General features: G+C 62.5%; 23 protein-coding genes. 14 read left to right on the top strand and 9 right to left on the bottom strand.

Annotated elements, in window-relative coordinates; all coding sequences use genetic code 11:
- Positions 1-2: 2 nt before the first annotated feature.
- The 3 genes from G3N95_RS01110 to hpxZ are packed head-to-tail and all read left to right on the top strand — an operon-like array spanning position 3 to position 1,989.
- Positions 3-194: a DUF4089 domain-containing protein gene (locus G3N95_RS01110; RefSeq protein ID WP_205968112.1), complete on the top strand. Its 192-nt coding sequence runs from the start codon at positions 3-5 to the stop codon at positions 192-194.
- Positions 191-1,612 (top strand): AtzE family amidohydrolase, encoded by a 1,422-nt coding sequence (locus G3N95_RS01105; RefSeq protein ID WP_205968111.1) that lies wholly within the window; start codon positions 191-193, stop codon positions 1,610-1,612. Before G3N95_RS01110 ends, G3N95_RS01105 begins: the two co-directional genes overlap by 4 nt.
- The gene (gene hpxZ / locus G3N95_RS01100) at positions 1,609-1,989 is read left to right on the top strand and encodes an oxalurate catabolism protein HpxZ (protein ID WP_205968110.1); all 381 of its coding nucleotides are present in this window, start codon (positions 1,609-1,611) and stop codon (positions 1,987-1,989) included. Before G3N95_RS01105 ends, hpxZ begins: the two co-directional genes overlap by 4 nt.
- A gap of 181 nt (positions 1,990-2,170) precedes the next feature.
- On the opposite strand, the gene G3N95_RS01095 is transcribed toward hpxZ, so the two are convergent.
- Positions 2,171-2,695 (bottom strand): LysE family translocator, encoded by a 525-nt coding sequence (locus tag G3N95_RS01095; protein ID WP_205968109.1) that lies wholly within the window; start codon positions 2,693-2,695, stop codon positions 2,171-2,173.
- A 406-nt stretch (positions 2,696-3,101) separates the two neighbouring features.
- On the opposite strand from G3N95_RS01095, the gene flhD reads away from it, so the two are divergent.
- Positions 3,102-3,422 carry a flagellar transcriptional regulator FlhD gene (gene flhD / locus G3N95_RS01090; RefSeq protein WP_205968108.1) on the top strand — a complete coding sequence of 107 codons (321 nt, stop codon included), beginning with the start codon at positions 3,102-3,104 and terminating at the stop codon, positions 3,420-3,422.
- Positions 3,419-4,021: a flagellar transcriptional regulator FlhC gene (gene flhC, locus G3N95_RS01085; RefSeq protein ID WP_205968107.1), complete on the top strand. Its 603-nt coding sequence runs from the start codon at positions 3,419-3,421 to the stop codon at positions 4,019-4,021. Before flhD ends, flhC begins: the two co-directional genes overlap by 4 nt.
- A 165-nt stretch (positions 4,022-4,186) precedes the next feature.
- Here the strand turns inward: flhC and G3N95_RS01080 are convergent, their stop codons facing one another.
- Positions 4,187-4,327: a hypothetical protein gene (locus tag G3N95_RS01080; protein WP_205968106.1), complete on the bottom strand. Its 141-nt coding sequence runs from the start codon at positions 4,325-4,327 to the stop codon at positions 4,187-4,189.
- Positions 4,328-4,767: 440 nt separating this feature from the next.
- Here G3N95_RS01080 and G3N95_RS01075 point away from each other — a divergent pair, with 440 nt between their 5' ends.
- On the top strand, positions 4,768-7,446 hold the full coding sequence (locus tag G3N95_RS01075; protein ID WP_346778335.1) for an EAL domain-containing protein: 2,679 nt from the start codon (positions 4,768-4,770) through the stop codon (positions 7,444-7,446).
- Between the two features lie 16 nt (positions 7,447-7,462).
- On the opposite strand, the gene G3N95_RS01070 is transcribed toward G3N95_RS01075, so the two are convergent.
- On the bottom strand, positions 7,463-8,356 hold the full coding sequence (locus G3N95_RS01070; RefSeq protein ID WP_205968104.1) for a LysR family transcriptional regulator: 894 nt from the start codon (positions 8,354-8,356) through the stop codon (positions 7,463-7,465).
- 99 nt (positions 8,357-8,455) lie between these two features.
- On the opposite strand from G3N95_RS01070, the gene G3N95_RS01065 reads away from it, so the two are divergent.
- The 5 genes from G3N95_RS01065 to G3N95_RS01045 are packed head-to-tail and all read left to right on the top strand — an operon-like array spanning position 8,456 to position 14,146.
- Positions 8,456-9,349 (top strand): CoA ester lyase, encoded by an 894-nt coding sequence (locus G3N95_RS01065; RefSeq protein WP_205968103.1) that lies wholly within the window; start codon positions 8,456-8,458, stop codon positions 9,347-9,349.
- Between the two features lie 21 nt (positions 9,350-9,370).
- Positions 9,371-10,561, top strand: coding sequence for a CoA transferase (locus G3N95_RS01060; RefSeq protein WP_205968102.1), 1,191 nt, complete (start codon positions 9,371-9,373; stop codon positions 10,559-10,561).
- 40 nt (positions 10,562-10,601) lie between these two features.
- Entirely contained in the window at positions 10,602-11,411 is an 810-nt protein-coding gene (locus tag G3N95_RS01055) for an amidohydrolase family protein (protein ID WP_205968101.1), read from the top strand.
- 21 nt (positions 11,412-11,432) lie between these two features.
- A complete protein-coding gene (locus G3N95_RS01050) occupies positions 11,433-12,800 on the top strand; it encodes a TIGR00366 family protein (protein WP_205968100.1) in 1,368 nt (455 codons plus the stop codon).
- 14 nt (positions 12,801-12,814) lie between these two features.
- Entirely contained in the window at positions 12,815-14,146 is a 1,332-nt protein-coding gene (locus tag G3N95_RS01045) for a 2-hydroxycarboxylate transporter family protein (protein WP_205968099.1), read from the top strand.
- Between the two features lie 46 nt (positions 14,147-14,192).
- Here the strand turns inward: G3N95_RS01045 and G3N95_RS01040 are convergent, their stop codons facing one another.
- Together G3N95_RS01040 and G3N95_RS01035 are read right to left on the bottom strand one after the other, a co-directional pair.
- A complete protein-coding gene (locus G3N95_RS01040) occupies positions 14,193-14,519 on the bottom strand; it encodes a hypothetical protein (RefSeq protein ID WP_205968098.1) in 327 nt (108 codons plus the stop codon).
- A 127-nt stretch (positions 14,520-14,646) separates the two neighbouring features.
- A complete protein-coding gene (locus tag G3N95_RS01035; protein ID WP_205968097.1) occupies positions 14,647-14,940 on the bottom strand; it encodes an antibiotic biosynthesis monooxygenase in 294 nt (97 codons plus the stop codon).
- 213 nt (positions 14,941-15,153) lie between these two features.
- On the opposite strand from G3N95_RS01035, the gene G3N95_RS01030 reads away from it, so the two are divergent.
- Positions 15,154-15,417 carry a DUF4148 domain-containing protein gene (locus tag G3N95_RS01030; RefSeq protein ID WP_205968096.1) on the top strand — a complete coding sequence of 88 codons (264 nt, stop codon included), beginning with the start codon at positions 15,154-15,156 and terminating at the stop codon, positions 15,415-15,417.
- A 190-nt stretch (positions 15,418-15,607) separates the two neighbouring features.
- Here the strand turns inward: G3N95_RS01030 and G3N95_RS01025 are convergent, their stop codons facing one another.
- From G3N95_RS01025 to G3N95_RS01010, 4 genes are all read right to left on the bottom strand, one after another.
- Positions 15,608-16,804, bottom strand: coding sequence for a porin (locus tag G3N95_RS01025; protein ID WP_205968095.1), 1,197 nt, complete (start codon positions 16,802-16,804; stop codon positions 15,608-15,610).
- 456 nt (positions 16,805-17,260) lie between these two features.
- A complete protein-coding gene (locus G3N95_RS01020; RefSeq protein WP_205968094.1) occupies positions 17,261-17,638 on the bottom strand; it encodes a BON domain-containing protein in 378 nt (125 codons plus the stop codon).
- Positions 17,639-17,746: 108 nt separating this feature from the next.
- A complete protein-coding gene (locus tag G3N95_RS01015) occupies positions 17,747-19,072 on the bottom strand; it encodes an MFS transporter (RefSeq protein ID WP_205968093.1) in 1,326 nt (441 codons plus the stop codon).
- A 160-nt stretch (positions 19,073-19,232) separates the two neighbouring features.
- Positions 19,233-20,288, bottom strand: coding sequence for a 3-keto-5-aminohexanoate cleavage protein (locus tag G3N95_RS01010; RefSeq protein ID WP_205968092.1), 1,056 nt, complete (start codon positions 20,286-20,288; stop codon positions 19,233-19,235).
- Positions 20,289-20,612: 324 nt separating this feature from the next.
- Between G3N95_RS01010 and G3N95_RS01005 the strand changes: the two genes are divergently transcribed.
- On the top strand, positions 20,613-21,383 hold the full coding sequence (locus G3N95_RS01005) for a DUF3047 domain-containing protein (protein ID WP_205968717.1): 771 nt from the start codon (positions 20,613-20,615) through the stop codon (positions 21,381-21,383).
- Positions 21,380-22,270, top strand: a complete 891-nt coding sequence (locus G3N95_RS01000) for an ATP-dependent Clp protease proteolytic subunit (RefSeq protein ID WP_205968091.1) — start codon at positions 21,380-21,382, stop codon at positions 22,268-22,270. The genes G3N95_RS01005 and G3N95_RS01000 overlap by 4 nt, the downstream gene beginning before the upstream one ends.

Here is a 22,270-nt window from a genome sequence, read left to right as displayed (position 1 = left end):
CCATGTCATCTTCCTTCGATACCGCGCTCGATATCTACGTCGATGCCGCGCTCGCGCTGCATTTCCCGGCGCTTCCCGCCGATGCCGCAGAGAGAGTGAAAGCCCAGTTCGCACGCATCGCGCTGCTTGCCGCGCCCGTGCTCGCCTATCCCGTCGACACGCACGACGAACCTGCTCCCGTATATCGCCCATGACATCACATCACAACGGTTCGGCAGGCGCCCTCGCCATCGCGCGCGCCTACGCCGATGGCGCCTTCAGCGCACGCGAGTTGATCGAAGCGACGCTCGCGCGCATCGACGCGCACGACACGCAGGTCAATGCGTTCACGGCCGTCACGCACGAACGCGCGCTCGCCGAAGCCGATGCGCTCGATGCCCGCCGCGCAAGCGGTCAGACATTGCCCCCGCTCGCGGGCGTTCCGTTTGCGGCGAAGAATCTGTTCGATATCGCAGGCGTCACGACGATTGCGGGTTCGCGCGTGCTGGCCGGCACACCGCCCGCTACCGCCGACGCGACGCTCGTCGCACGCCTTTGCGCGCAGGGCGCGATCATGGTCGGTGCGCTCAATATGGACGAGTTCGCGTACGGCTTCACAACCGAAAACCATCACGCCGGGCCGTGCCGCAATCCGCATGACCTGACGCGCTCGGCAGGCGGCTCGTCGGGCGGCAGCGCGGCGGCCGTCGCGGCAGGCTTCGTACCCGTCACGCTCGGCACCGACACCAACGGCTCCGTGCGCGTGCCCGCTTCGCTGTGCGGCGTGTTCGGCATCAAGCCGACCTATGGACGTCTGTCGCGGCACGGCAGCTGGCCGTTCGTCGCGAGCCTCGATCACATGGGCGCCTTCGCGCGCAACGTCGACGACCTCGCGGCCGTCTACGACGCCTTGCAAGGTGCGGATCCGCTCGATCCCGCTTGCGCGCAGCGCGACTTCGAATCCGCCAATGCGCATCCAGGCACGCTGCGCGTGGCTCGGCTCGGCGGCTATTTCGACGCACACTCGACCGACGATGCACGCGAGGCCTCACACTCCGCCGCGCACGCGCTGTCCGCTACGCACACGGTCGAGTATCCGGATGCCGACTCGGCGCGCGGTGCCGCGTTCCTGATCACCGCGGCGGAAGGCGGCCAACTGCACATGGCAAACCTGCAGGCGCGCTACCAGGCGCGCGAACCGTTGTCGCGCGATCGTCTGATTGCCGGTGCGCTGCTGCCCGCAGCGTGGATCGTGCAGGCGCAGCGCGTGCGTGCGGCGTTGCGGCGTCGGGTGCTCGAACTCTTCGAGCACTACGACGTGCTGATCGCGCCCGCAACGCCTGTCGTCGCGCCGCGCATCGGCGACGAGTTCATGGACGTCAATGGCGAGCGGCTCGCGGTACGGCCCAATCTCGGGATGCTGACGCAGCCGGTGTCATGTCTCGGCCTGCCTGTCGTCGCTGCGCCGATGCGCACGCGGGGCGGCCTGCCGATCGGCGTGCAACTGATCGCCCCGCCCTGGCGCGAAGATCTCGCGTTCGAAGCCGCGCGGCGACTGGAAGCCGCGCAGGTCGCCCATGTTCCGCCGCCACCGTTCAGCGAAGTCGCCATCGATTCGGGAGCACAGGGATGAACGACATCAACCGGCCCGACGTGCTCGCCGAGGTCAACGCGGTCTTCGACCTCTACGAAGAGGCGCTCGTCACCAACGACGTCGCGATGCTCGACACGCTTTTCCTCGATTCGCCGCACACGCTGCGATACGGCGCAACGGAAAACCTCTATGGCTACGATGCGATCCGGGCCTTTCGCGCCGCGCGCCCCGGCAAGGGGCTCGCGCGCACGGTGACGGCGCGCGTCGTCACCACCTACGGCGATTCGTTCGCCGTCGCCAACATCGAGTTTCGGCGGGACAACGAGCCGCGTATCGGCAGGCAAAGTCAGACGTGGGTCAGGATGCCGGAAGGATGGCGCGTGGTAAGCGCACATGTGAGCTGGTTGGAGGCATAGCGCGCGTCGGCGGCATGCAGGCTGCATTGCGTAAACGTTCCAGGAGCGTCGCCACGCAGATCGTGGCTCGCTGACGCGCTGCGGCGCAAAGCCATCTCAGACTTTCTCCGTTGCCAGCCTCAGGCCCAATCCGACGAACAGGACGCCCATCGCCCTGGTCAGCCATGCGGAAATCGTGCGGTTACTGCGCAGTGCGTTTGTCAGTCGCGCGGCGAGCAACACGTAGGTAAAGGCTCGTTGCGATTCCAATCATGTTGCCGGTCACGCCTAACGCGACGAGATGCTTCACAGGGTTCGGGTCGTGCGCGCTCATGAACTGGGGAAGCAATGCGATGTAAAACAGCGCGACTTTCGGATTCAGGACATCGCTGAGAAAGCCTTGCCAGAAAATGTGCCGCAGAGCCTTCGTTCTCGCATCACCGACGGGAAAAGCCAGGCTTCCTTTGGAGCGCAGTGCCTCGAAGCCAACATAAAGCAGATAGGCGGCACCGGCCCACTTCACTGCAGTGAACGCCGTAGCAGATGCCAGCAGAAGCGCAGACAGTCCGGATGCCGCTGCAAGCAGGTGCACGTACGCGCCGAGATTGATTCCAAACGCGGCGCATAGACCTGCCGCACGTCCTTGAGCAATCGTTCTCCCGAGCAGAAACAACATATCCGGCCCCGGGACGAGGCACAACACGAGACTCGCGACGACGAACAGCATGTAGGTGTGAAGGCTCATGGTTTCTCGCGTTCGATCGTGGAAGAGAATCCGCGGTCGTGACTTGCTATCGATCAGGGATAGACAGACGAAGTTCAGTCACGAGTCGGAATGCAACCGGATACTCGATGTGTTCGACGAGATCGTCAACACGATGAAATGGAACGAGAGATACACGGCACTTTCGCGGAACGGACGACTACACGGCGGCCGTGATAGGGAACGTAAGGGACCGCGCGGCAAAGCCTCTTGCCCGCCGAATTACCCCGCTCTATGATCGCGTCAATCTGTGACAAAGTGTAAATTTTGTATCAGACACCTCTCCGGCGAACTCGTGAGAGGGACAAGCAAAAAATATCGCACGGCAAAATGCCGGCTTACCACGGGGTTTTTCGGTTCACGGGAAACCATGACGACCAGCAGCGAAGTACTGAATTCGATCCAGGAAATCAACCTGTCGTACCTGATCCTTGCGCAAAGGATTCTGCGTGAAGACAGGTCCATCGCGATGTTCCGGCTTGGCATATCTGCCGAACTCGCAACCATTCTTGCCGACTTCACCGTCGCACAGATCACCCGGCTCGCCATGACGGATCAACTACTGTGCGCATTCAGATTTTCCGGGCATGAACAGCTGGCCGCCCTGGCGCGGCCGGCGCGGCACGAAGATGTGAAGGCAACCCATGCCGCTATTTTGCTGGCTGGCCAGAATGTGGAGCAGTTCGCATGACATTGAATGCCACGCCGGCCAAAAGCGTCAGCGAGGACGCCCGGGAAATCTTTCGTGCCATCGAACTGATCGAACTCGGCGCACGCATGCAGTTGCTCGAGAGCGAATTGAAGCTCTCGCGCGACCGGATGATACGTCTTTACCGGGAGCTGAAAGGCGTCTCGCCGCCGAAGGGAATGCTGCCGTTCTCGGCAGACTGGTACTTGACGTGGATGCCCAATATTCACTCGTCGCTGTTCTTCAATATCTACCGCTTTTTGAAAGAACAGGCGGGTTGTGAGCGGCTCGACGCGATCACCAAAGCGTATCGGCTGTATCTCGAGCACTGTGCGGGCAACCGGCTCGAAGTGGTGGTGAGCCTGACGCGCGCGTGGACGATGGTGCGATTCTTCGAGGCGAATATCCTGCACATGACCCGGTGCTGCCGATGCACGGGCATGTTCGTCGCGCACACGCTCGACCTGCAGACGACACGTCTGTGCGGCGTGTGCCACCCGCCTTCGCGTGCGGGAAAGACGAAAGAGGCAGCGATGTCACGCGACATGTCTCGCGAACAGGTTGAATCGCCCTGTTCGGAAACGGCGGACTGCATCGGCTAGCAGGGCTTATCGCCTGCAAGCCGCAATGATGAGCGCGAGTCCGTCACGGTCGCGTTGCGCGAGTCGCCCGCTGTGCGACGGAGAGCGCCCTGTGGGCGGCCGTACGTTTCGAGACCTCGCGGCAGCCCATGTGAACCGCATACGTCAGCGGTGAGACGACACGTCTCAGTTCGGACGACGATGCGATTCGGCGATGATTTCGCACACTTCCAGGTGCGTACGCCATGCGTCCGTGAAAAATTCGCGCACGCGTGCAAGGAAACCGCTTTTTGCGGAGGTCGTCGAGGCAGCCGTAGCGTAGTTCATTTCACACTCCTTCCGAGGGTTAGTCCGTAGGTATTAACCCTATAGTACACCTTTTATGGTGCAATGCAAAATAAACCGTTGCGATGTGGCGGCAACGCACACTGTGTTTATATACAGTGCGCGGACGGCGATCGTTCGATGCGCGTAAACACCCATAAAAGATGCGCACGATCGTCCCGTTATTCAAACTGCGAAGCTCGATCGCCGACCTGCTCTTCCGTTTTCATGGCACCGCTCCCGTCTGCATCCGGGCCAATCCTGGCACCCTGATCTCATTCAGCACCGACGCGGATTCTCCGTGACATTCCTACCTGTCCGGAGTGTCCTTGCGCGAGACGCGATGCATATAAGAGCCTTCCACATCAATGGACGCAGCTAGAACTCATCATCAAGCAGCGCCGGAGTTCAACCGGCATTTCGCCAGGACGGCGGCCATCGCCGTGGCTGCCGCTCTCGTCGTATGCCTCGCCGTCAGCGCTGCGATCAGCGCGACGTTTTCGCGAGGCGCGGACGATCTTCGGCTTCGTAACGCACTGACGGTGGCGTCGGAACTGGAGACGCTGCTCACGCTGCACGTCGCCGCCAATACGGACTTCCTGGAAGGTGTCGGCGTAGCGGGTTACAGCTCCCGAGGATGGCCGATCCGACGTGCCGCCGCAGTCGCCGGAACCTACGATCGACTGGAAAGAGACCTCGCCGGCGGGACAGGCGCACTGAAAAAGCTCCGCGCGCTCCGGCAGCTCAGTACCGCGTGGCCGCAGGAACTCGACTCCGCCGCGCGAAACCTCGCGCTCGCGAATGCGGGTACGGAAGTTCAGCCGACGCTGCTCCAGCACGCAAACAAAACGCTCAGTTCCATCATGACGCTCATCGCGGACCTGCGCAGCGACGAACGCGAACAGATCGCCGACATGCAGTTTCGTGCTCAAGGTCAGCTGGTCCGGCAAAGAATCTCGCTGGCCGTTGCCGCCGCAGCGGGCGCGCTGCTGTTGTTGTTTGCGCTGTTCACCCGTCAGCGCGCGTCGCTCACGAAGATCACGTCGCAGATCGTTGCCACCGAAGCGCAACGACGATTCCGCGAATACTTCGAACAGCATCCCGTCTCGATGCTCATCTTCGACGTCCACTCGTATGAAATCCTGACTGCGAACGCTGCCGCTCAGCGTCAATACGGCGCCACGTTGCAGCAACTCCGCTCCATGCCCGTCGATCAGTTGCGCCCGTCGTCGGACGTCGAAGAATTTCGACGCGATCTGCAAGGGCAACTCGAATCTGGAAATCGCGGCGGCACGGGCGGCGTGCGCCGGCACCGGCGCGCCGGCGGCGAAATCTTCTACGTCGACGTCACGTATCACCTGCTGGATTTCGGCGGCCGGGAAGCTTGCTTCGTCACCGCCCACGACGTCACCGCACACGAACATGCGAAGGAAAGCCTGCGGATCCGCAGCCGGGCGCTCGATGCTTCGCGGAACGCCGTCATCATCTCGCGCAAGATCGACGGCAACAGCACGATCACGTATGTCAATGCGGCCTTCGAGCGAATCACGGGGCGTTCCGCGACGGAGGCGATCGACGCCGATCTATGGAAGCTGATCGGCTGCGACATCTCGACACCCGATGCGCGTTCGGTACGAATGGCCATGCGCGCGGAATCCGAAGGAGCGCGCCTGCTTCAATGCCGCAAGCCGGACGGCTCGATCTACTGGATCGATTTGCACGTGGCGCCGGTTCTCGACGAAAAGGATCGTCCGACTCACTTCGTGACCGTGTTCAGCGACGTGTCCGAACGCGTCCGGTATCAGGAGCAGTTGCGAAGCCAGGCGCACGAGGACGCACTGACCCGTTTGCCGAACAGGCTGGGTTTGAAGGCCACGCTCGCTGACATGTTCGGGCGCGCCGTCGCCGAAGGCAACAAGCTGGCACTCGTCTTTCTCGATCTCGACAACTTCAAGGAAGTCAACGATACGCTTGGCCATACCGCCGGCGATCAGGTGCTCTGCGAAGTGGCGCGCCGGTTGTCGGGCGCGGTATCGCGCGATGAGATCGTCGTCCGGTATGCGGGCGACGAGTTCGTCGCGGCGCTTTATGGACGCGGTGACATCGACAGTTTCATGGCGGCGGCCACTGCGATGAAAGAGACCCTGACGCACGGGCTAAGCGTCGCGAACCGGCTCATCGTGCCTCAGGCGAGCGTCGGCGTTGCCGTCTTCCCCGATCACTCCCTGGACCCCGACACCCTGCTCAAGTACGCCGACGCCGCGATGTACCGCGCGAAGTCGGCAGGACCGAACAGCATCCTGCTGTTCAACCATGACATTGCCATCCAGGACAACAGGCGTGCGACGCTGGCCCAGGCGCTGCGACATGCCGTGGCCTCGGAGGCTTTTTCGCTCGCCTACCAACCGAGAGTCAATCCGGCGACGGGCAAGGCAAGCGGATTCGAAGCGCTGGTCCGCTGGCACGATCCGGAACACGGCGACATCAGCCCGTCGTTGTTCGTTCCGATTGCGGAGGAAACGGGGCTCATCGTCCAGATCGGACAGTGGGTATTCGAGCAGGCCTGCCTGCAGACCGGAATCTGGGCGAGCCTGTGTCCCGACATCGTGGTGTCCGTCAACGTATCGCCCGTGCAGTTCGAACGCTCCGATCTGCCCGCGATGATCGCGTCGACACTGGAGCGCACGGCCGTCAGCGCGCGTAACATCGAACTGGAGATAACCGAGGGCGTGCTGATGGCGCCCGGGTCGCTGGCCACGCTGCGAGCGTTGCGGGAGATGGGCCTGTCGATCGCCATCGATGACTTCGGTACGGGCTATTCGAGCCTCGGTTATATCCGCAGCTTCCTTGCTGATCGATTGAAACTGGACATGTCGTTCGTTCAGGGGATCGGTCGCTCGCACGCGGATGAAGTCATCGTCAGAGCCGTTCTGGCGATGGGCCGAACGCTCGGCATGCGAGTGGTGGCGGAAGGCGTCGAAACGTACGGCCAGCTCGAGTTTCTGCTCGACAACGGATGTGACGAAGTTCAGGGTTACTGGTTCGCTCGCCCGATGGACGCGAACTGGGCGCACGCTTATCTGATGCAGGACACCGTCCGGGCATCCACGCGTGTCACGTAAGCGACGCGAGGCCACATTACTGCTCGCCTCTCGCGATGCTGGCAGCGACCGCCTCGTCTGCGCACCGCAACAGACCCTGTATCAGACGCGAGCGCGGCGACGCGCGTTGCCACACCATCCCGAAGCGGCGCGGCTCGGTCGGAAGCGGCAACGCAATCCGCGCGACGGACAATGCCGATGTCATCGGCGACACGATGTCCGGCACCAGCGATACGCCCAACCCACGGTCGACCATCATCGCGATCGCCATCAGCGCATTCAACTCGAACAGCTCGCGCGGCACGATGCGCGCCGACCTCAGATACTGATCGGCCTGCTTGCCGCCGCCTAGCGTCCTGTCGTATCGGATGAACGGCTCGCGCCGCAGCAGTTCGTGCGGGTCTTCACCCGCGAGATTCGCAGGCGCGAGCACGACGAGCGGCTCCTCGCGCAGCAAATGCCAGTCGTAAGCCTTCGGCAGCGCAAACGAAGGATGCAGACAGATGGCGACGTCGAGATCGCCGCGATGCAGCGTGTCATAAAGCTCCATCGACGTACCCGCGCGGATCAGCACCTTCGCGCGCGGAAAAGCACGTGCGAAGTTCGCAAGCACATCCGGCAGGAGACTCAACAGCGCGGTGGTGATCGTGCCGATGCGCAGTTCGCCCGCCGCCTCGCCTTCGAGAGCATGCGCTTTCAGTTCGGCGAATTCGGCGACCAGACCCCGCGCCCGTTCGATGATGCGATGCCCTGCCTCCGTCGGCGTGACCGTGCGGCCCGAACGCACGAACAGCGTCACGCCCAGTTCGCGCTCCAGTGCCGACATCTGCTGCGCAATGGCCGCCGGCGTGACGCCGACACGCCGCGCCGCCTCCGCCATCGATCCCGTATCGACGACCAGCAGCAGATTGGCGAGAAATGCCGTATCCACCGGATAGTTTTCCTTTTGTTTGAAGATAGACGCAGATAGTTTATCTAAAACGTTGACACTCATACACTCCCTGAAATATCGAAGAAGTTCGGGAGACACATGAGAAGCAAGCTGTTCGTGCCGGCATCGCGCCCGGAACTGTTCGCCAAGGCGTTCGCGAGCGCCGCCGATGCGCTTTCATTCGATCTCGAAGACGCCGTCGCGCCCGAGCGCAAGCCGCAGGCGCGCGCGGACTTGCGCGCGCTGCTCGAAACGGCCGATGCGCGCGCCGGCGACAAAACGCTGATCGTGCGGGTCAACGCGATCGACACGCCGCATTTCTCCGCCGATATCGACGCGGTCGCGCGCAGTAGCGTGTCGCTCATCAATCTGCCGAAGCCGGAGCATCCCGACGATGTGCGCGCCGCCGCAGCCGCGCTCGACGCCGCCGAACACGCGAACGGCGTCGGCACGCCGATCGGATTGCTATTGAACATCGAGTCGCCGCGCGCGTTGCGCATCGCTGCGGAACTGGCAGGCGCCCATCCGCGCGTCGCAGGTTTGCAGCTGGGCCTCGGCGATCTGTTCGAGCCGCTCGGCATCGCGCGCCGCGAGACGTCGGCGATTCAACAGGCAATGTTCGCGTTGCGCGTCGCCGCCGGGGAAGCAGGCGTGTTCGCCTATGACACGGCCTTCGCCGACATCAAGGACGCGGGCGGTTTTCGCGCCGAAGCGCAGATGGCGCGCGCGTTCGGTTTCATCGGCAAGAGCTGCATTCATCCGAGCCAGATCGCGATTGCGAACGACGTGTTCCGGCCATCCGATGAAGACATCGCGCATGCCGTGCGGGTCGCCGTTGCCGCGCGCGATGCGGACGCGAAAGGTGTCGGCGCGTATGTCGTCGATGGCCGGATGATCGACCCGCCCTTCGTCGAGCGCGCACGCGTGCTGGTGAACGAGGCAGCGCGGCTTGGACTTCTGTCGGAAGGCCAACGCACGTCGCTCGCGCTGTAAAGCATCACAGGAGAACTTTTCATGGAACAGAACGTTGGACGCGGCGGCCCGCTCTCCGGTGTGCGCGTGCTCGATCTGAGCGCGTATATCGCCGGTCCGTATGGCTGTACGCTGCTAGCCGATCAGGGCGCGGAAGTCATCAAGATCGAGCCGCCCACGGGCGACAACCTGCGCAAATATCCATCGACTCTCGAAGCCGAAAGCCGCGCGTTTCTCGGCGTGAATCGCGGCAAGCGCGGGCTCGTGCTCGATCTGAAACAACGCGAGGCACTCGATGTGCTGCTCGCCCTCGTCAAGCAGGCAGACGTGCTCGTGCACAACTTCCGCCCGAGCGTGCCGGCGCGGCTGGGCATCGCCTATGAGCAGTTGCGCGCAGTCAATCCGCGTCTGATCTATTGCGCGGTGACGGGTTATGGCGATACGGGTCCTAACAAGGACAAAGCGGGTTACGACCAGGTGCTTCAGACGATGACGGGCATGTGCACGCTGCAAGGACCGCAGGATGGACCGCCCGAAGTGCTGTACGGCTCCGTCGTCGATTACTACGCGGCGGCGCTGGTTGCATCGAGCGTGTCGTCGGCACTGTTCGCGCGCGAGAGAAACGGAGAAGGACAGTATGTCGGCGTGTCGCTGTTGCGCAGCGCGTTGACGATGCAATCCGCCCGCATGATCTGGGCAGACAGCGAACCGAAGGACGTCGGCCGCGACATGCGTTCGGGCGGCATCACGGGTATTCATCCGACGCGCGAAGGTTATCTGTACCTGTCCGCGAATACGCCGCATTTCTGGAAGTCGCTGTGCGAACTGACGGGCCTCGATGCCCTCGCCGCCGACGAACGCTACGACACGGTGCGCAAACGCGCGATCCATCGCGATGAGATCGTGCCGCAACTGCACGCGGCATTGGCGCAACGTTCCGCGCTCGAATGGGAAACGCTGTTCGGCGATGCCGTGCCCTGCGCCGCTGCGCGCAGCGTCGAAGACATGTTCGACGATCCGCAAGTGCTCGCGGAAGACATGGTCGCGCGCTTCGACTATCCGGGCGTCGGTGGGTATCGCGGCTTCAAGCATCCGGTGCGCTTCGGCGGAACGCCGTTGCCCGAGCCGTTCGCCGCACCCGCGTTCGGCGAGCACAGTGAAGCGCTGCTGCGCGAAGCGGGTTTGAGCGGCGAAGAGATCGATACGTTACGCGCGAGCCGCGCCGTGCTCTGATCGACGCGCCCGCTACGAAAAAACATGGAGACACATCGCGATGAAATGCGATTCCCACATTCACATCTATGACCGCGCGTTTCTCACGCACGACGATGTGCCTGGCTTCGTCGATAACGCAGATGTCGACGCTTACCGCACGGTGCAGGCGCGCATGGGCACGCAGCGCGTCGTGGTCGTCACGCCGCGCGTCTACGGCACCGACAACGCGGTAACGGTCGATGCGATTCGCCGGCTCGGCATCGACAACGCGCGCGGCATCGCGGTGCTCCATCCCGATGTGACGGATGCGGAACTCGACGCCCTGGATAAAGGCGGCATTCGCGGCATCCGCTTCACGCTTTATACGGCGAAGCACGCGGCCGTTGGCTTCGAGATGGTCGAACCGCTCGCGCATCGGGTCGCCGAACTCGGCTGGCATGTGCAGCTGCACTGGACGGCAGAGCAGGTCGTCGAACATCGCGCGATGCTGCAACGGCTGCCCTGCACGATGGTGTTCGATCATCGCGCGCGTCTTCCGCTGCAACAAGGTGTGAATCACGAAGCGTATTCCATCGTGCGCAACCTGGCCGATGCGGGCCGTGCGTGGATCAAGCTGTCCGGGCCGTATCTCGACTCCACGGCTGGACTCGCCGGCTGTTACGCGGACATCGCGCCGATGGCGCGCGCGTGGGTCGATGCCGTGCCCGAACGCCTCGTCTGGGGCAGCGACTGGCCGCACGTCACGGAGACGCACAAGCCAGACGACGTGATGCTGCTCGACCTGCTGTCCGACTGGGCGGAAGACGAAGCGATACGCGACAGGATTCTGGTCACCAATCCCGCCACGCTTTACGGCTTCACGAACTAAAAAATAAATCCGGAGACATGCATGAAACCCACCACCGCGCCGTCGACGCACGCGCGTAAATCGAGCTTCACGGAAGCCACCATCCGCGTGTTCGAACGCACGATTCCCGATCCGTTCGTGCTCGCGATCCTGATCACCGCCATCGTCGCCGTGTTGTCCGCGATCTTCGCACCGCATGCGACGCTGCCGAAGATGATCTCCGGCTGGTACAAAGGCTTCTTCGACATCTTCACGTTCGCGTTTCAGATCACGCTCGTGCTCGTCACGGGTCACGCGTTCGCGCATGCACCGCCCGTGCAGCGGATGTTCAAGGCGCTCGTCTCCATTGCGCGCACGCCCGCGCAGGCGGCCACGCTGACCTTCGTGCTTGTCGCCGTGACGTCGTTCTTCAACTGGGGCATGGGCCTCGTCGTTGCCGCGTTGCTCGCGCGCGAAGTCGCGAAGCGCATGCGCGTCGATTTCGCGTGGATCGTGGCGGCGGGTTTCTCCGGCTGGGTCGTGTGGGCAAGCGGCATTTCCAGTTCGATCGCGCTCGCTCAATCGACGCCCGGCAGTTCGATGAACGTCGTGCAGAAACTCACGGGCGCGGTGTTGCCCTTCGGCGAAACCGTATTCACGCGCTTCAATCTCGTGCCGACGCTCGTCATGCTGGTGGCGATGCCCTTCGTACTGGCGTGGCTGCGTCCGCATGACGAAGACGCCGTTCCACTCGATACCGAAAAGCATCCCGACGAACCGATCCGCAAGAAGCCCGACGGCAAGCTGAGCTTCGCACGCAAGGTCGAGCATTCGTGGATCGGCAGCGCGTTCATTGGCGCGGTCGGGATCGGCCTGATCGTGTTGACGCAGTTTCAGCACATCGCGTTTTCCGGCGTGAATGCCGTGATCTTCGTGATGTTCATCGCGGGCGTGATCCTTCACGGCTATCCGCTCGCGTACGCGGACGCCATCAAGAACGCCGCGAAGCAAACGGGTTCGATGATGCTTCAGTACCCGCTCTACGGCGGCATCATGGGCATGATGGACGCAACGGGCTTGCCCGATGTGATTTCGCACTTCTTCATCGCGATTTCGAATGCACACACGCTGCCGTTCTGGAGCTACGTGTGCTCGCTGATCGTGACGTTCTTCATTCCCAGCGGCGGCGGACATTGGGCCGTGCAGGGTCCGTTCGTGGTGCCCGCCGCTGTCGCGCTGCATGCCTCCGTTCCCGCGACGACGATGGCCGTCGCGATGGGCGAGCAGGTGTCGAACATGATGCAGCCGTTCTGGGCCGCGCCTGTCGTCGCGATGGCAGGTGTCGGCGTGCAGCGGGTGCTCGGCTTCACGGTGATGACGTTCGCGGTCGGTCTGGTCGTGTACGGCGCGTCGCTGCTGATTTTTGTGTAAGGGGAGACACGTCAATGGATACAGCAACGCATCAAGTCCGTGGCGAAAAGGCCAGCATCAAAGAGCGCTGGTGGCGCGTATTCGATCTTCGTGTCGGCGCCCTGCCGCTGCCCGTGTATCTGCTTCTGATCGCCGTGCTTGGATTGATGACGGCACACGGCAAGCTCGCATCGGACCTCCCAACGGGTATCGCACTCGTGGCCGTCGGCGGCTTCACCTGCGCCGAACTCGCGAAGCGCATTCCGTGGATCCGGCACATCGGCGCGACGTCGATCTTCGCGGCCTTCATCCCATCGATGCTGGTCTACTACAAGCTGATGCCCGAGCCGATCGCCAAAGCGGTGACCACCTTCACGAAGCAATCGAACTTTCTGTACCTGTTCATTGCGGCGATCATCGTCGGCAGTGTGCTGAGCATGGACCGACAGACGCTCGTCAAGGGCTTCGTGCGTATCTTCGTACCCGTCGCGGTGGGATCGATTGCCGCCGCGTGCGTCGGCACGGCAGTCGGCACGCTGCTGGGCCTCGACATCCGGCACGCGCTGTTCATGGTCGTCGTGCCCATCATGGCAGGCGGCGTCGGCGAAGGTGCACTGCCGCTGTCGGCCGGTTATGCGCAGATCCTCGGCGTCGAACAGGGACCGCTGTTCGCGCAGGTGCTGTCGGCCGTGATGCTCGGCAATATCGCGGCGATCTGCTGCGCGGGCTTGCTGAGCTATCTCGGCGCGCGCCGTCCGCATCTCACTGGCAACGGGCGGCTCACGGTCGCCGGCGGTGACGACGACGTGACGGGCGCGAACCCGCGGTCGTTCGAATTCGATGTCAATTCGGTCGCTGCAGCAGGCGCGACGGCCATTGCGCTGTATCTGCTCGGCGTGCTGAGCCATCAATATTTCGACTGGCCCGCGCCCGTCGTCATGCTCGTGATGGTCGTCGCGGCGCAGTTCTTTCAGATCGTGTCGCCGCGCGTGCGAGGCGGCGCGCGCTTCATGTACGGCTTTTTCTCGACGGCTGTCACCTATCCATTGATGTTCGCCATCAGCGTCGCCATGACGCCGTGGGGCGAGATCGTCACGGCGTTTCATTGGGTGAACATCGTGACGGCCGTGTCGACGGTGCTCACACTCGTCGCCACCGGCTTCATCGTCGCGCGCTGGACGGGCATGTATCCCGTCGAAGCCGCCATCGTCAACGCAACGCACAGCGGCCTTGGCGGCACCGGCGATGTCGCCATTCTCACCGCCGCGAACCGCATGGAACTGATGCCGTTCGCGCAGATCGCGACGCGCATCGGCGGCGCGATCACGGTGATGGTCGCGCTTGCTGCGTTTGCATGGCTGCGGTGAGTTCGTTCTGACTTGCTGCGTTAGCTGAAGTCGTGCACGGGCGTCGTTATCGACGACCGTGCGAGCAGGTGTCTTCTCTGCAATCGTCTCCCGCGAAGATTCGATCCCACCTCAAGACGGAAATCCTGATCACGTTGGGTACGTCGAGCGCGGAGCCTGCGTTCTTCCGCTGAGCGCGATTGCGCTGCTCGTCGGCATCGATCGCTTCATGGGCGAAGCGCGCTCCGTCACGTCCATTATCGGCAATGCAGTCGCGGCAGTCGTCATTGCAAAATGGGAAAAGGCGTTCGACGCGCAGAAGATGCACGAAGCGTTGTTTCATCAGTCGGATGTCGAGGAAGCGCTTGCCGATGCAGATGCGCAGAGGTCTCATCCTGCATCTGCCACGGAAGGTCACCGGACAGTCGGGTCGTGACGCGCCCCGACACGCACCGCGAATGCATAACGGAAAACGGCGACCGCATGGGTCGCCGCCGTCAACGACCTTCGAGCCGGACGATTCAGCCGACCACGACCTCCGTATGCACCACGACAGGCGGCTCCTTGAAATACGGGCCAACGAGTTGCCGCCACGCCTGAAAGTCGGCGGATTCCCTGAAGGTGATCATGTGATCGTCGACCTTCGACCACTCGACCTGCAGAACGTACTGCTCCGGATGCTCGATGGTCCGATGCAATTTCACACCACTACAGCCCTGCGCACGCAGAAAAAGCGGAACCGCCTCGGCGACGCCCGCTTCGAACTCGGCAGCCTTGCCCGGCAAGATCACGATGTGAGCCAGTTCGAAAACCATCAGCACTCTCCTTTCCAGTTGGTAAACGAAGTCTGAACGTCCGCCCGGTATGACGCTTTACGCACCAGGCTCGCGGCAATGATTTCGCGTGTGAGGAAGAGATCATAAGCAGTGCGCTGATCCACGGCAATGCGATTGGATGCGAGATCGCCTGCAGATCTCCGCGCAGCGCCTACAATAAAAAGCGCTATCCATTTTACGGACGCCGACGCCATGGGTACTTTCTCACGCCTTGCTCTGGGTGCGCTGCTCGGCGCGTCCTGTGTGGCCTCCGCCTACGCGCAGGCTTCATCGGGTTCATATGATCCGTCAGCCCCGAAGACGCGCGCTCAGGTGGTCGCCGAACTGAATGAGTGGTTCGCCGCCGGCTTCAACCCTGACGAGTGGGCCTACTATCCTGACAATGCCGAGGCCGCCAGCATCGTTGTCGCGCAACGGCGCGCCGCCGCAGGTGGCGCCCCGCAAATTCAGCAATAGCTGACTTACCCGTCGACAGCACACGGCGGACGTACAGACTTGCCGATGCAGCCACCCTGATGCGGCTGCGAGTCGACTGCGCGCGTCTTGCGCGGGCCGCGCATCACCGGCTCACATGCCGCTCACGCACTCGAAGCGCCGTACCGGGTTCGGCGACCAGCGCCGCCGAACCCGCTTCGACATCGGAAGATCAGAAGGAGTGACGGATGCCCAGCATGCCCGCAGCCGTGTTCTTGCCCACAGCGACCGGCTGGCCGTACACGAGTGTCTGATTCATCGTGCCACGGTTGGACACATAGCCGCCCTGTGCGTACAGCGTCGTCGTCTTGGACAGGTTGTAATCGGCACCCAGCACGTAGGCGGTCGACTGGTTCTGGTTATGCTTCTCGTCCTTCACGTAGTAGACGCCCGACGTGAGTTCGAACGCCGGAGAGAAACGATAACCGATGCCCCCCGTCCACATGTCGAAATCGCCCGAAGCGATGCCCGCAGCCAGGTTGCCGTTCGGATTCGCCGGATTGCGGCCGTTGCTGAACGAGCCTGAGACCGAGAGCCCTTTCCACGTGTACTTTCCGCCGAAATAAACGAAGCGGTTGTTGTTCTGACCGGTTGCCGGAATGGGCGTCGCGCCCGGATTGGCGGCGGTCGGATACGGGTACGGGCTCGTGTCGTGGCCGTTGTAATAGACGGCTGCGAGGTTCAGGCCGAAGTTCGAATACTTGAGCACGGCCGACTCGCGCGTGCCGCCCTGGAAATGACCCGCAACGCCACCGGGCGCATATTCGAGCGCTGCCGAAAAGCCATAGAAGTTCGGCGAGTTGTACACCAGCGCGTTACTGTCATAGAGTGCGCCGATGCTGCCGTTCGTGCTGTTGGCCGTCCAGCCCGACTGCTGGTTCATGGTCAGCCATGCAGTCAGAACACTGCCGAAGAACCATGCGTTGCGCACGTCGGTATCGGCGAATGCATAGGCCATCGGCGCGAGCTGGCGGCCCATGTCGAACTTGCCGAATGGTCCCGATACGCCAACCGTCGCGATCTGGTTGAAGAGCGCCGGCGCGTTCGGCGTATCGCTCAGCTGGAACTTGCCCGTGCCGCTGTCGAACGAGCCCTGCAAGCGGAAGTTGACCTTGTAGCCGCCGCCGATGTCCTCACTGCCCTTCAAGCCCCAGAGGCTCGAATAGAGACCGCCGTCCTTGAAGCGAAAGACGTGTCCGAGGTTCGGGTTCTTCGACGCGACCGGCAGAAAATTCGCCGCCGACGTGTTCTGCCAGAGCAGGCCGGAATCGATCGTGCCGTACAGCGTTACCGATGATTGCGCATGCGCGGCACCAGCGATTGCGAGCAGTGCTGCTGCCGATGCCGTCGTTTTCAGTTTTACCTTCATTAGGTCTCCGTACTGTGTTCTGGTTCGATGCATAACGATCCGATTCTTCTTGAAGGGACATTGCATCCACTACGAGAGAATAGACATCGATGCCCTGGTCGTTACCCCCATCGGCGGGGGGCAGGGTTTTCCGTAGTGGGGGCGATGAAGAAAAGGGCTTGCCGCATACGGCCCGGCGGGCGCCAGGCGCTTCGATGCGGCAGTGTGTCGCGTCGGATCGCGCAGTCGCTGATCGCGCGTCGTGCCAATGAAGAAACCTGGGGGGTGGGCGAACGCCCTGTTGTCGATCGGCGGGAATTCGCGCGGCACCGCAACCGAATGTCGGCCGGGGGCGAACCTGGGACTTTAGACGAGGCACCGCGATCAGAGCGATGCTCGCTCGAACTGCGGCGCGGCGACCCGCAAATGGACAGAGCCGGTCATGAACCGGCTCTGTCCATTTGCGTCGAAGGGTGCTTACTGACCGCCAAACGGTTTTTGAACCACCAGTTTGCTGGTGACGGAGGTCACACCCGGAACACCTTTCGCGATCTCCACGATCGTGGGAATCTGATTGGCGTCCGGAACCGTACCATTCAGCATGACCGCACCGTTTTTGGCCGTGACACTGATACTTCCGGCCTTGATCTCCTTATTCTTACCGATCGCCGCGTACACTTTTTTCCGCAGTGCCCGATCCGCTTTTTTCCCCGTAGCCGGAGTAGTCGCGCCCGACGCCTCGACCGTCGATGCAACCGGAGCGCTGGCTGTGGCACCACCCTGTGCCCAGGCATTGATCGACAATGCAATGAGTAATCCGCCGACAGCAAGCATGCGTGCTGAGTTTGTTTTCAAGGGAACACTCCCGTTTGATTTGTTGCAGGTAAAGGAAACCGGAAGCCCGCGACCGATGTGGATCGCGGGAGCCGTTTTATGCGCGATGGCGCGGATGACACGCGTTCGTCAACAGAGCGCGGCCCGCTCCCGCAGGGCGTTCACGCGGTCCATGTCACGGCCGTAGTTGCGCTTTCCGATGTAGAACGCAAACGTGGCGATGAGAGGCGCAAACGGCACGAGTTGCAGCGCGCCGAGCAGACCGATGTGGTCGGCGAGGATCCCGGTCAGGATAGCTGCGGGCGCGAGGCCCAGCAGGTTGTTGGCCAGCGTCAGCGTCGCAAATGCGGATGCGTGGATCGACGGCGGCGTGAGGTTGGCCACCATCGCGCCCGACGGACCGCTTGCGCCGGCGCTGAAAAACATGCCCACACCGATGACGACGAGTTGCAGCGGCCCGGCCGGCATGCGGAATCCGATCGCGAGCATCACGAAGCAGATCAGGCAAAAGACGATCGCAGTACCCCACTTCCTTTCCCGCGAACGCTTGCTGAGCCGGTCCGCCAGATTGCCGCACACCACCATGCCCAGGCCCGTCACCAGCACGAACAACGCACCGATCATCGCGGCCTTACCGGGCGCCATGCCGTAGTAGCGGTTCAGGAAGCTCGGCATCCATGCCCACACCGCAGCGGGCACGAGCAGGTGAATACCGCTGCCCACATACGCACAGACGACGGACTTCGTGGAGAACAAGCCCTTCATCAGCGCACGCAGACTCATGCGCACACCGAGGCTCTCCGGCCGCGTATTCAGGCAGGAAGGCTGCAACGGCGCCACGCGCTTTTCCGTCACGATGAACCGGTAGAACACGACGAGCACGATGCCAAGGACAGCCATCGCACCGAATGCCCAGCGCCAGCCGAGATGTGCCGCGACCGCGCCGCCGACCGCCATGCCGAGCACCGAGCCGAACGCCCCGCCCGCCATGAATGCGCCGGTGAGCGTGGAGCGCAGCCGCGTCGGGAAAATGCTCAGGACGACCGCGATACCGACGCTGCCATACGCAGCCTCGCCGATACCGACGAAAGCGCGCGCCACCAGCATTTCACCGTAGCTCGTGGAAATCGCGCAGCCGAGAGTTGCGAGACTCCACAGTGCTGCCATCAACACGATGCTCTTCACGCGGCCCCAACGGTCCGCGAGCACCGACAGCGGGAACGTGAGTACGCCCACCATCAGCGCGACGATACTGCTCAGTGCGCCCAGCCGGGCGTCGGAGAGGTCCCATGCAGACTTGAGCAGCGGAAACACGGCATTCAGAACCTGCCGCGACATGTAGTCGGATAGCAGCAATCCGACCGTCAGTGCAAAAACCACCCAGGCGTAAGCACGCACATCCGATTGCGTCGCCGGCACGTCGCCAGCGGTGGGTTCGGCATGCTGCATCAGCATAACTTCGTCTCCTTTGCATCTCTCTCGTTGGCGTCCGTGTTTGTCCGCCGGACCAACGAACCGTCGATGGATATCCGTCAAACTCCCGGCTCTTGCCGGAGAGCACTACCTTGCAACCGTGCCGGGCGTTTCGCAGCCATGTCCGGCACGGTGCCGTTCTTTATGCCGCGCGCAGCGGAAGATTCTTCACGCCTCGCGTGCGGTTCGGCGCCATGCCGTTCGCGGCGAGCGTCTCGTCGGCGTCACGGTATTGCACGCCGATCCGGTAGATGTCGCGCGCTTCCTTGCCGCTCGCGATCTCGCGGCCCAGTTCGCGCGCGATGCGCACCGTCTGCTCGATCTGCTGCACCGAGGTCATGCGGTTGCCGTGCTGATCGATGATCGTGTCTTCGATGCCGCAGCGCGGATGCAGACCCATCGCCAGCGCCATCGTGTTGAACGGCAGCACGTTCTTCAGCAGCGACTCGGCCGTCAGCGTGCAGCCGTTCGGCGCGCGATGAATGAAGTTGAAGAAGTTAAACGGGTTCGGACCGTCGAAGCCGCCGCCGATGCCGATCCACGTCAGGTTCAGCGGACCCGTGTACACGCCCTTGCGCACCAGCCGTTCGAGCGTTTCGAGCGCGTGCATGCCCGTCAGCTGGAAATGCGGCTGGATGCCCGATGCCTGCAGACGGCGCAGATGCTCTTCGACCCATGCCGGACCAGCGGGCACGGTCATCTCGCTGTACGCGGCCTGGTACGCGGGGTTCGCGAGCGAGGTGCCTGCGAGGTATTCCGGATACAGCAGCTCCATGATGTTCATCTGCGTCGTGTTGATCGCGACAGTGACCTGATCCGGCTTTGGATCGAGTTCGGCGAGCATGTGACGCGTGTCGTCGGACAGCCACTTGGCGGCCTGGCCGTCGTTTTCCGGCGCGAACGAAATGGAGCCGCCGACCTGGATGATCATGTCGGGCACTGCGGCGCGCACGCCGGCGATCAGCTCGTTGAACTTCGACAGACGCTTCGAGCCCTTGCCGTCGAGTTCGCGCACATGCAGATGCAGCACCGTGGCGCCTGCGTTGTAGCAGTCGACGGCCTTCTGGATCTGCTCTTCCATCGTCACGGGGATGTCTTCGGGGAAATCTTCCGGCATCCATTCGGGCCCGTACGGCGCGACCGTGATCACTACCTTGTCCTGATGCTCCGGGTGCAGCGAGTCGTCGAGAAATTGCATGCTTTGCTCCTACGCGTTATTCCACCTCGTCAGCTTACTCACGCACGTGACGGCGAGGCCCCCTCAGTAGAGGGGGCTGGGTTAACCCCTTTCCCCCTCTGGGCGGAACCGCGAGTTTTTTATGTAATACTTTAATTTCCAAAGCGGGCAAACAGCACCTGAAGCAATGCTCGACGCAGCCGCAAAAACATGGTCAGAATCCGTGACTGAACGGATATCGCCATCCGCCACTTGAACGATACGATGCTGCTCAGAGAGCGACGTTCGTTATCAAATCCGTCTGTTGAAACGGGGCATTCCGGCGAACAGCCGAATGTGACAACAATGCTTCCACTATCCATTTCGCGTCTGCAAAAACCGGCAGCCTGGCCCGTGCGGATCGTCTTGTGCACCGCTCTCCTGCTGTCGCCGCTGACCCTCCTTGCGCAGGACGAAAAGCCCGGCATCGCCTTTTCGACGATGGAGCCCGGCGCATCGCTGCCGGCGACCTGGAAGAACCTGCCCGTCGCGAAGGGCAAGGCGATCACGCACTACACGCTCGTTAAGGACGGCCAGACGACGGTTCTGCAGGCCGACGCGAACCGCTCGGCTTCTGCGCTGATGCACGACGGCAATATCGACCTGAGCCATACGCCCGTCGTGACATGGCGCTGGAAAGCGGACAAGCCGATCGAAGGCGCCGACAACCGGGTGGGATCGAAAGAAGACGCGCCCGCACGGCTGGTATTTGCTTTCGACGGCGACAAGAGCAAGCTGTCGATGTTCGACCGCGCCAAGATGGATCTGGCCAAGAGCATGGGTGGCCAGGAGCTGCCCTATGCCACGCTGATGTACGTCTGGTCGACCAATGCGGCGCCCGGCACCGCCATCGCCAACCCTCATACCAAACGCGTACAGATGATCGTGTTGTCCGGTCAACCCGGCGATGCGGGTCAGTGGCAAACCCTGCGCCGCAACATCGTGAAAGACTACGAGAAGGTCTTTCATGAACCGCCCGGACGGATTACCGGCTATGGCCTCCTGACGGATACCGACAACACGGGTACCGAGACACGCGCCTGGTATGGAGACATCGAGTTCCTGCCCGGACCATGACGATGCAATTCACCGGGCGCGCACGGTTGCTGCCGTATGTCTGCTTCACCGTGCTCATGCTTCCCGGTGTAGCGCGAGCGATGGATTTCAAGCTCGACACCCAGCCGCAGACCCAGCTGAAAGTGGTGCGGGCCGAAGGGCGTATCCAGGACGGCGACGCAGAGAAATTCGCGGCGATTGCCAGACTCGCCGGCCGCGATGACGAAGGACTCGTCGTCCTTGTTTTGAACAGTCCGGGGGGTAACGTCGAGGCCGCGTTTCGCGTCGTCGATGCAATGGATAAGGTCCGCGTCTACACGATCGTTCCCGATCATGCGAAGTGCGCATCCGCTTGCGCTTCGATCCTGTTTGCTTCAGGGGAACGCCGCAGCGTCATGGGTACCGGGACGCTCGGCTTTCACAGCTGCTACCGGCGCGATGGGAAAAGCTACGCCGCGGATTCGCTCTGCAACGAGATCATCGCCGCCAATGCGATGCAAAGAGGAATCAGCCAGGCAGCAATCAATCGATTCGTCAAACGCTATGGCGCAGGAGACATGGCATGGGTCGGGCGCGACATCGCATGCAAATCGCTGCAGGGTCTATGCAAGCCTGGGCTGCTCGAAACACGATACGAATCCAAAGCGTCACTCACGCACAGTCTGGATTGCAGCAAGCTCATCTCGGTTCAGGCGCGGCTCATTTGCGGGGACGAGGAACTGACCCGCATCGACAGGACATTGGCCGAAATCTACGCCCAGAAGATGAACGCTTCGTCCAACAAGAGCCGCTTGCGCGCCGACCAGCGTACATGGATTCGCAGTTCGCGCGATGCATGCAGCGACAAAGCCTGTCTGCTGCGCAGCTACCGTCAGCGCATCGATGAACTCAAGCGCATGCCGTCGTAA

It is taken from the genome of Paraburkholderia sp. Tr-20389, from assembly GCF_017104565.1.
GTDB lineage: Bacteria > Pseudomonadota > Gammaproteobacteria > Burkholderiales > Burkholderiaceae > Paraburkholderia.
This window is presented reverse-complemented; position numbering and strand designations above follow the sequence as displayed.

Excerpts from the sequence above, each read along its gene's own strand:
- G3N95_RS01110 (WP_205968112.1), top strand. The coding sequence starts at position 3 with ATGTCATCTTCCTTCGATACCGCGCTCGATATCTACGTCGATGCCGCG.
- G3N95_RS01105 (WP_205968111.1), top strand. The coding sequence starts at position 191 with ATGACATCACATCACAACGGTTCGGCAGGCGCCCTCGCCATCGCGCGC.
- hpxZ (WP_205968110.1), top strand. The coding sequence starts at position 1,609 with ATGAACGACATCAACCGGCCCGACGTGCTCGCCGAGGTCAACGCGGTC.
- G3N95_RS01095 (WP_205968109.1), bottom strand. The coding sequence starts at position 2,695 with ATGCTGTTCGTCGTCGCGAGTCTCGTGTTGTGCCTCGTCCCGGGGCCG.
- flhD (WP_205968108.1), top strand. The coding sequence starts at position 3,102 with ATGACGACCAGCAGCGAAGTACTGAATTCGATCCAGGAAATCAACCTG.
- flhC (WP_205968107.1), top strand. The coding sequence starts at position 3,419 with ATGACATTGAATGCCACGCCGGCCAAAAGCGTCAGCGAGGACGCCCGG.
- G3N95_RS01080 (WP_205968106.1), bottom strand. The coding sequence starts at position 4,327 with ATGAACTACGCTACGGCTGCCTCGACGACCTCCGCAAAAAGCGGTTTC.
- G3N95_RS01065 (WP_205968103.1), top strand. The coding sequence starts at position 8,456 with ATGAGAAGCAAGCTGTTCGTGCCGGCATCGCGCCCGGAACTGTTCGCC.
- G3N95_RS01060 (WP_205968102.1), top strand. The coding sequence starts at position 9,371 with ATGGAACAGAACGTTGGACGCGGCGGCCCGCTCTCCGGTGTGCGCGTG.
- G3N95_RS01055 (WP_205968101.1), top strand. The coding sequence starts at position 10,602 with ATGAAATGCGATTCCCACATTCACATCTATGACCGCGCGTTTCTCACG.
- G3N95_RS01050 (WP_205968100.1), top strand. The coding sequence starts at position 11,433 with ATGAAACCCACCACCGCGCCGTCGACGCACGCGCGTAAATCGAGCTTC.
- G3N95_RS01045 (WP_205968099.1), top strand. The coding sequence starts at position 12,815 with ATGGATACAGCAACGCATCAAGTCCGTGGCGAAAAGGCCAGCATCAAA.
- G3N95_RS01040 (WP_205968098.1), bottom strand. The coding sequence starts at position 14,519 with ATGAGACCTCTGCGCATCTGCATCGGCAAGCGCTTCCTCGACATCCGA.
- G3N95_RS01035 (WP_205968097.1), bottom strand. The coding sequence starts at position 14,940 with ATGGTTTTCGAACTGGCTCACATCGTGATCTTGCCGGGCAAGGCTGCC.
- G3N95_RS01030 (WP_205968096.1), top strand. The coding sequence starts at position 15,154 with ATGGGTACTTTCTCACGCCTTGCTCTGGGTGCGCTGCTCGGCGCGTCC.
- G3N95_RS01025 (WP_205968095.1), bottom strand. The coding sequence starts at position 16,804 with ATGAAGGTAAAACTGAAAACGACGGCATCGGCAGCAGCACTGCTCGCA.
- G3N95_RS01015 (WP_205968093.1), bottom strand. The coding sequence starts at position 19,072 with ATGCTGATGCAGCATGCCGAACCCACCGCTGGCGACGTGCCGGCGACG.
- G3N95_RS01010 (WP_205968092.1), bottom strand. The coding sequence starts at position 20,288 with ATGCAATTTCTCGACGACTCGCTGCACCCGGAGCATCAGGACAAGGTA.
- G3N95_RS01005 (WP_205968717.1), top strand. The coding sequence starts at position 20,613 with ATGCTTCCACTATCCATTTCGCGTCTGCAAAAACCGGCAGCCTGGCCC.
- G3N95_RS01000 (WP_205968091.1), top strand. The coding sequence starts at position 21,380 with ATGACGATGCAATTCACCGGGCGCGCACGGTTGCTGCCGTATGTCTGC.